The sequence below is a fragment of the Nocardioides sp. genome (assembly GCF_036274455.1).
Taxonomy (GTDB): domain Bacteria; phylum Actinomycetota; class Actinomycetes; order Propionibacteriales; family Nocardioidaceae; genus Nocardioides.
Genome location: NZ_DASUFR010000027.1, coordinates 1 through 7226 on the forward strand (window position 1 = coordinate 1; position 7226 = coordinate 7226).

A 7226-nucleotide genomic window follows, 5' to 3' on the forward strand; every position below is an offset into this window, starting at 1 on the left:
GCCGTCAACAACCCCGACCTGCTCCGCGAGGACACCCTGCAGCGGGTCCAGCAGGCGATCGCCGAGCTCGGCTACCTGCCCAACCGGGCCGCCCGCAACCTCCGCACCCGCGCCTCGCACCTGATCGGGCTGCCGATCAAGGCGGCCGAGGAGGGCACCGCCAACGCCGCGATGGACCGGTTCATACACTCACTGGTCGACTCCTCCCGCGAGGCGGGCTACCACGTGCTGCTGTTCTCGGGCACGCGCACGGGCAAGGCCGAGGACGAGCTCCCGGCCTACGACGACCTGCTCCGCTCCACCGCCGTCGACGCCTTCGTCGTCACCGACACCTACCTCGGCAACCCGCAGGCGGTGTGGCTCAACGAGCGGCGGGCGCCGTTCGTCGCGTTCGGGCGACCGTGGAACGACCCGGCGGCCCGGCACCCGTGGGTCGACGTCGACGGCGCAGCGGGGGCCGAGATGGCGACCACGCACCTGATCGAGCGGGGCCACCACCGCATCGCGTGGATCGGCTGGAAGAAGGACTCGCTGCTCGGCGAGGACCGCCGCTCGGGCTGGTCACGGGCGCTGCGCTCGCGCGACATCCCGACCACCGGCCTGGCGTCGCGGGTCGAGGACACCATCGCGTCCGGCCGGGAGGCGAGCGCGGTCCTCCTCGACGAGGCGCAGCCCTCGGCGTTCGTCTGCGCGTCCGACACGCTGGCGCTCGGCGTTCTCCACACGCTCTACGACCGCGGGCTGCGGGCGGGGCAGGACATCGCGGTCACCGGCTACGACGACTCCCAGGTCGCCCAGACCGTCCCGCCGGGGCTGACCTCGGTGCGCCAGCCGCTCGAACAGGTCGCCGTCGAGGTGGTCAAGGCGCTCGAGCGTCTCCTGAACACCCCGCCGTTGCCTAGCGAGGGTGTGCTGCTCGAGCCGACGCTCGTGGTGCGGGGTTCGTCGGGCTGACCTCGGATCCCCGCGCCGGTCAGAACCCCCTCGACCACAGGTTCACCGCGTAGTCGACCTCGGTCCCCTCGTGGTGCTCGAGGATCCACTCGGCGGTGGCCTGGTCGAACTCGATCCGTACGACGGCCTCCAGGTCGGCGCGCGAGGAGAACCGCCAGCCCATGTCCACCGGCGTGCGGGTCCAGCCGTGCGTCGACCAGAACCGCTCCACCGTCTCCGCAGCGGGCACGTCGGGGTAGCCGCGCCGGAACCACTCACCGAACGTCGACCGGGTCGGGTCGTTGTCGACGACCAGCGCGACCCCACCGCGGCGTACGACCCGGGACAGCTCGGCGAGCCCCGGCTCGCAGCCCGGGCCGAAGAAGTACGCCCACCGCGCGTGCACGACGTCGACGGACGCGTCGGGGAGCGGCAGCGCCTGCGCGGTGCCCCGGTGGACGGTGACGTTGGGCAGGGCGCGGGTGCGCCGCCGCGCAAGCGCGACGAGGTCGGGGTGCGGCTCGACGCCGGTGACCGACCGGGCGTTATCGGCGAAGCGGGGCAGGTGGAATCCGCTGCCGCACCCGGTGTCGAGCACGTCGCGTCCGGTCCAACCGCCGCGCTCGGCCATGGTCGACCACAGCCGGCCGTCCGGGTCGGCGGCGCGGTTCTCGAGCTCGTAGGTCGCCGGGTGGTGCCAGATGTTGGGGCTCGGCCGAGTCCCGTGCGGCAGGCCCGGTGGTCTCGACAAGTCCGAGCGGCGGTGGTTCAGATCCGGACGAGCCCGTGGGGGGTCTGCACCTGGGCGGCGATGATGCCGGGGGTGCCGTTGGGTGCGACCCACTCCACCTTCACGTCCTCGAGCGGGGCCTCGACGGTCTCACCCAGCCACTCGCTGACCCGGCGCGGGTCGCCCGCGATCTCCAGTGCGGCCAGCGAGTAGTCGCCGGCGGCGCCGGAGCTCGGGTGCAGCTCGGCCGGGACGTCCCACTGCACGAAGAACGGGAGCTGCGGGTCCGCGATCAGGCCGTTGACGCCGATCTGCTTCCAGCGCAGCTCGGTGCCGTCGGGGCGGTGCCGGCTCCCGACCACGGCCTCGCGGCCCAGCCGCTGCTCGACGACCGCGATGTCGTCGACCGCGACCACCCACCCGAGCCAGCCACCGCCGAGCGCGGAGCGGGCGCGGACGGCCTGGCCGAACGGCGCCTTGTCGGAGGCCGGGTGGTCGAGCACCTCGACCACCTCGAGGTAGGTGTTGTCGGCCAGCGGCAGCACCATGTTGCGGGTTCCGAAGCGCGGATGGACGCCGCCGTCGACGAACGAGGTGCCGAGCTGGGCCCCGATGCGCTCGGCTGTCGCGGCCAGCCCGTCGGGTCCGGCGGCGAACGAGAGATGGTCGAGACGCATGCAGAGATTGTGGGTCTTCCGGTTGCGCTCGACCAAAGCGGGGTGGGTGTCTCTTGATGTCGAGACGGTTGATTCCGGACTTCTGCCGGTCGAGTCGGGCCCTGTCACGGTGGTTTTCGACGACTCGACCGGCAGAAGTCCGGAATCAACGGTCCGCCGGATGGATCGCCAGCGCCGAGCGGGAGAGCAGGTGGGCCTCGCAGTGCCGGGCCAGCTCGTCGTACGCCGCCCGGCCCATCAGCTCGGTCAGCTCGGCCGCGCTGGTGATGAACAGCGGCTCCGGCGCGTTGTGGGCCTCGGTGTTGCCGGTGCAGTACCAGTCGAGGTCGTGGCCGCCGGGGCCCCAGCCTCGCCGGTCGTACTCACCGATCGACACCTCGGTGTACTCGGTGCCGTCCTGGCGCTTGACGTTGCGGAAGGTACGCCGGATCGGCAGCTGCCAGCACACGTCCGGTTTGGTCTCGAGCGGGTTCTTCTCCAGGACGTAGGCCAGCGCGTGCAACGCGCAGCCGGCCCCGAGGTGGAAGTCGGTGCGGTTGTGGAAGATGCACGCGGACTGGCCGTCGTACTCGACCACCATCGTCTTGCGCTCGCCGTCCTCGTCGACGTCGATCCAGTCGCCCTTCTTGACCTTCTTCTTGCCCCTGCCGTCCTTGTGGGTCGGCCGGAACTGCCACAACGTCTCGTCGAGCATGCCGACGTAGGCGGCCACTCGCTTCTCGTCGTCCTGGTCGGCGAAGTGCGCGCCCAGCGCGCAGCAGCCGACGTCGGGCGACTCCTTGTAGATGCCCTGGCAGCCGTTGCCGAAGATGCAGTGGTAGCTCGACGTCAGCCAGGTGAGGTCGCACTTGAAGACCTCCGACTCGTCGTCGGGGTTCGCGAACTCGACGAACGCGCGGGGGAACACCAGGTCGACCTCGGGCACCGTTCCAGCCTAGGGCGTGCCCCGCAATCCACGGCGGCGCCGGACGCCGACCATGACGCACGCTGGCGGCGGCGCCGACCCTTCGAAGACGCCAGTCTGCGCGCGGGCCTGCGACGCCCCCGTCGCACGCCCTGGACGACGCCGGCATCCACCAGCGATTGCGGGACACGCCCTGGTTGCGTAGTCCTCACAGGTACGTTGGTGCCATGCGCGTGGGAGTGCTGGACATTGGCTCCAACACCGGGCACCTCCTCGTGGTGGACGCCCACGGGGGTGCCGCACCGCTCCCGGCGTACTCCTTCAAGCAGCCGCTGCGGCTGGCCGAGCACCTCGACGGGGACGGCGAGGTCTCCCAGACCGGGATCGACGCACTCACCTCGTTCACCGCGGAGGCGCTGGTCATCGCCGAGGACAAGGGATGCGAGGACATCCTCGGCTTCGCCACGTCCGCGGTCCGCGACGCGGGCAACTGCGACGACGTCCTCGCGCACGTCCAGGAGCGGACCGGGGTGATGATCGACGTGCTCTCCGGCGAGGACGAGGCCCGGCTCACGTTCCTGGCCGTACGCCGCTGGTTCGGCTGGTCGGCCGGCCGGCTCGCGGTCTTCGACATCGGCGGCGGGTCGCTGGAGATCGCCGGCGGCGCCGACGAGGCTCCCGACGTCGCCTGGTCCCTGCCGCTGGGCGCCGCTCGGCTGGCGCGGCTGCACTTCTCGGCGGGCACCGCCGACGAGGACACCGTCCGCGGCCTGCGCCGCGAGATCCGGGCCGAGATCGCCCGCGACGCCGGGCACCTGCTTCGCGGCGGGCCGCCGGACCGCGCGGCCGCGACCTCCAAGACGTTCCGCTCACTGGCCCGGATCTGCGGCGCGGCCCCCTCGGCCGAGGGGACGCTGGTCCCGCGGACGTTGCCGCTCGCGGAGCTGCGCCGCTGGATCCCCAAGCTCGTCGCCACCGGGCCAGACGAGCTGGCCGCGCTGCCGGGGGTCTCGCCGAGCCGGACCCACCAGATCGTGCCGGGCGCGCTCGTCGCCGAGGCGTGCATGGACATCTTCGACCTCACCGAGCTCGAGATCTGCCCGTGGGCGCTGCGTGAGGGCGTGATCCTCGAACGGCTCGACCAGATCTCCGTGCTCGGGCAGAAGGCGTGACCCGCGTCGCCCTCTCGACGAGCTCGGTCTACCCCGAGTCGTCGGCGCACGCCTTCGGGTACGCCGCCAGCCTCGGCTACGACGCCGTCGAGGTGATGGTGATGGACTCGCTGTCACAGTCGATCACCGCGGTCGAGCAGCTCTCCAAGCACCACGGGATGCCGGTCGCATCGGTCCACGCGCCCTGCCTGCTGTTCACCCAGCGGGTGTGGGGCACCGAGCCCTGGCACAAGCTCGAGCGCTCGGCCGAGATGGCGAAGGCGGTCGGCGCCGAGGTCGTCGTCGTGCATCCGCCGTTCCGCTGGCAGAAGGAGTACGCCCGCGACTTCGTCAACGGCATCGCAGCGCTGGAGGAGTCGACCGGCATCGCCTTCGCGGTCGAGAACATGTACCCCTGGCGGGCGTCGTCGAAGCGCGGCATGGAGATGTACCTCCCCGGCTGGGACCCCTCGGACGAGTCCTACGCCAACACGACCATCGACCTCTCGCACGCCGCGATCGCGCGCGACGACCCGGTCGCGATGGCCGAGCGGCTCGGTGACCGGCTGCGCCACGTCCACCTCACCGACGGCACCGGTTCGGCCAAGGACGAGCACCTCGTGCCCGGCCGCGGGTCGGTGGGCGCCGCGGAGTTCCTGCGGCACATCGCACGGACCGGCTTCCGCGGCGAGATCGTGGTCGAGATCAGCACCCGCAAGGCGGCCACGCGCGAGGATCGCGAGAAGGACCTGGCCGAGTCGCTGGAGTTCGCCCGCGAGCACTTCTTCGCCAACGCCTCGGGGTAGGGGACTGCCGAACAATCGCGCGGCGCCTGCGCCGCGATAGCCGCACGCTGGCTGTGTTGCCGCCCCTCGAAAGGCGCCCAGCCTGCCTTCGGGACGGACGCCCTTGCATCGCACGACTCTCACGACGCAGGCAACCACGCCCTCGTTCAGCAGACTCCTGGACGGCCACTTCTACGACAGGTCGTGGCCGCCGGCCAGCCCCGCCTCGTAGGCGAGGACGACGAGCTGCGCGCGGTCACGCGCGTCCAGCTTGGTGAACAGCCGCGACACGTGGGTCTTCGCGGTCAGCGGCGACAGCACGAGGTGCTCGGCGATCTCGTGGTTGGACATGCCGCGCCCGACGAGCGCGAGGATCTCCCGCTCCCGCGGCGTGAGGGCGGCCAGCCGCGGGTCCTCCGCCGGCGGCGCGGGGTCCACGCCGGTCGCCGGCGTCGCGTCGACGTAGGCCTCGATCAGCCGGCGGGTGACCTGGGGAGCCAGCAGCGCCTGGCCGTCCGCGACGACCCGGACCGCGTCGATGAGCGCCTGCGGCCCGATGTCCTTGAGCAGGAAGCCGGAGGCGCCCGCGCGCAGGGCGCCGAAGACGTACTCGTCGAGCTCGAAGGTGGTCAGCACGACGACCTTGGTGCCTGCCAGGGCCGGGTCGCCGGTGATGGCGGCGGTCGCCGCGAGCCCGTCCAGTCGCGGCATCCTGATGTCCATCAGGGCGACGTCGGGACGAAGCGCTCGCGCCCGCTCGACCGCCTCGTGGCCGTCCACCGCCTCGGCGACCACCTCGATGTCGTCCTCGGAGTCGAGGAGTGCCCGGAAGCCGGCGCGCACCAGCGCCTGGTCGTCGGCGACCAGCACCCGGATCGTCACGGAGCACCCACCGGAAGCGTGGCGAGCACCCGCCAGCCACCGCCGGCGACCGGGCCGGCGTCGAGGGTGCCGCCGATCGCCCGGGCCCGCTCCCGCATGCCGCGCAGTCCGTGGCCGCCGCCGTCCGGGGCCGGTGCGCCGACCGGGACCGCGCCCCTGCCGTCGTCGGCGACCTCGACCACCACGCGGTCGGGCTCGCGGGTCACCCGCACGATGACGTGCGCGCCCGGGGCGTGCCGGACGACGTTGGTGAGCGCCTCCTGGACGATCCGGTAGCCGGTGGCGGCGACGGCGGACGGTACGTCGGTCGCGGCCGGGTCGAGGTCCAGCTCGACCTCGATCCCGGCCGACCGGAGGCCGGCGCCCAGCTCGTCGAGCCCGGCCCATCCCTGAGTGGGCACGACCGGCGCCTCGGCCTCGCCGGCGCGCAGCGCCCCGAGCGTGGCCCGCAGGTCGGCGAGCGCCTCACCGCTCACCCGCTGGATGTCGAGCAGGGTGCTGCGCGCGCGCTCGGGGTCCCGGTCGAGCAGGTGCGCCCCCACCCCGGCCTGCACGTTGATGGCCACCATCGCGTGGGCGACGACGTCGTGCACGTCGCGGGCGATCCGCAGCCGCTCCTCGCCGACCCGGCGCCGGGCCTCCTCCTCCCGGGTGCGCTCGGCGCTGTCGGCCCGTTCGAGCACCTCGGCGAGGTAGTCGCGCCGGTTGCGCACCGCCAGGCCGAGCAGCAGCGGAGCGGCGACGAAGGCGAGGTTCTTGGGTGTCTGGAACCACAGCTCCTGGCTGCCTCCGCTGTTGAAGATCACGACTGCCCCCACGACGAAGGGGACCAGCGCGAGCCCGGCCAGCACCGCGCGCCGCCGGTCCACCACGAGGGCCAGGCTGTACCCGCAGACCATGCTCGAGAACGGCACGGTGTTGTGGACGTCGATGAAGACGAAGACCACGTAGAGCAGGCCCATGCACAGCACGAGAGCCCAGCCCGGGTGGGTGCGCCGGAGCAGGGTCGGCAGCGGTGCCGCGACCATGGCGACCGCGGCGGCGGGGGTGACCTCGGAGCCGCGGACCCACGCCTCGACGAACATCGCCCCGGCCAGGACCACGACGAGCAGCCCGTCCAGAGCGAGGTCGCGCGCCGCCCGCCGTTCCACGGGTGAACGGTAG

8 protein-coding genes are annotated in these 7226 nt (G+C 72.6%); 3 read left to right on the plus strand and 5 right to left on the minus strand.

Annotation, left to right across the window (positions count from 1 at the left end):
• Positions 1-954, plus strand: a 954-nt coding sequence (locus tag VFV89_RS02750) for a LacI family DNA-binding transcriptional regulator (RefSeq protein WP_329704367.1), incomplete at its 5' end; no start/stop codon positions are given.
• Between the two features lie 19 nt (positions 955-973).
• Here the strand turns inward: VFV89_RS02750 and VFV89_RS02755 are convergent.
• The 3 genes from VFV89_RS02755 to VFV89_RS02765 all read right to left on the minus strand — a co-directional run bounded on the left by VFV89_RS02755 (position 974) and on the right by VFV89_RS02765 (position 3265).
• Positions 974-1684 (minus strand): class I SAM-dependent methyltransferase, encoded by a 711-nt coding sequence (locus tag VFV89_RS02755; RefSeq protein WP_329704368.1) that lies wholly within the window; start codon positions 1682-1684, stop codon positions 974-976.
• A 17-nt stretch (positions 1685-1701) separates the two neighbouring features.
• Positions 1702-2340, minus strand: coding sequence for a VOC family protein (locus VFV89_RS02760; RefSeq protein ID WP_329704369.1), 639 nt, complete (start codon positions 2338-2340; stop codon positions 1702-1704).
• A gap of 145 nt (positions 2341-2485) precedes the next feature.
• The gene (locus VFV89_RS02765; protein WP_329704370.1) at positions 2486-3265 is read right to left on the minus strand and encodes a hypothetical protein; all 780 of its coding nucleotides are present in this window, start codon (positions 3263-3265) and stop codon (positions 2486-2488) included.
• A 206-nt stretch (positions 3266-3471) separates the two neighbouring features.
• Between VFV89_RS02765 and VFV89_RS02770 the strand changes: the two genes are divergently transcribed.
• Both VFV89_RS02770 and VFV89_RS02775 read left to right on the plus strand, forming a co-directional pair.
• Positions 3472-4416: a Ppx/GppA phosphatase family protein gene (locus VFV89_RS02770; protein ID WP_329704371.1), complete on the plus strand. Its 945-nt coding sequence runs from the start codon at positions 3472-3474 to the stop codon at positions 4414-4416.
• Positions 4413-5201 carry a sugar phosphate isomerase/epimerase gene (locus VFV89_RS02775; RefSeq protein ID WP_329704372.1) on the plus strand — a complete coding sequence of 263 codons (789 nt, stop codon included), beginning with the start codon at positions 4413-4415 and terminating at the stop codon, positions 5199-5201. Before VFV89_RS02770 ends, VFV89_RS02775 begins: the two co-directional genes overlap by 4 nt.
• A 171-nt stretch (positions 5202-5372) precedes the next feature.
• On the opposite strand, the gene VFV89_RS02780 is transcribed toward VFV89_RS02775, so the two are convergent.
• A complete protein-coding gene (locus VFV89_RS02780; RefSeq protein WP_329704373.1) occupies positions 5373-6062 on the minus strand; it encodes a response regulator transcription factor in 690 nt (229 codons plus the stop codon).
• Positions 6059-7226: sensor histidine kinase (locus tag VFV89_RS02785; protein WP_329704374.1), on the minus strand; the 1168-nt coding region annotated here is incomplete at its 5' end. The genes VFV89_RS02785 and VFV89_RS02780, both read right to left, overlap by 4 nt.

Excerpts from the sequence above, each read along its gene's own strand:
- VFV89_RS02760 (WP_329704369.1), bottom strand. The coding sequence starts at position 2,340 with ATGCGTCTCGACCATCTCTCGTTCGCCGCCGGACCCGACGGGCTGGCC.
- VFV89_RS02770 (WP_329704371.1), top strand. The coding sequence starts at position 3,472 with ATGCGCGTGGGAGTGCTGGACATTGGCTCCAACACCGGGCACCTCCTC.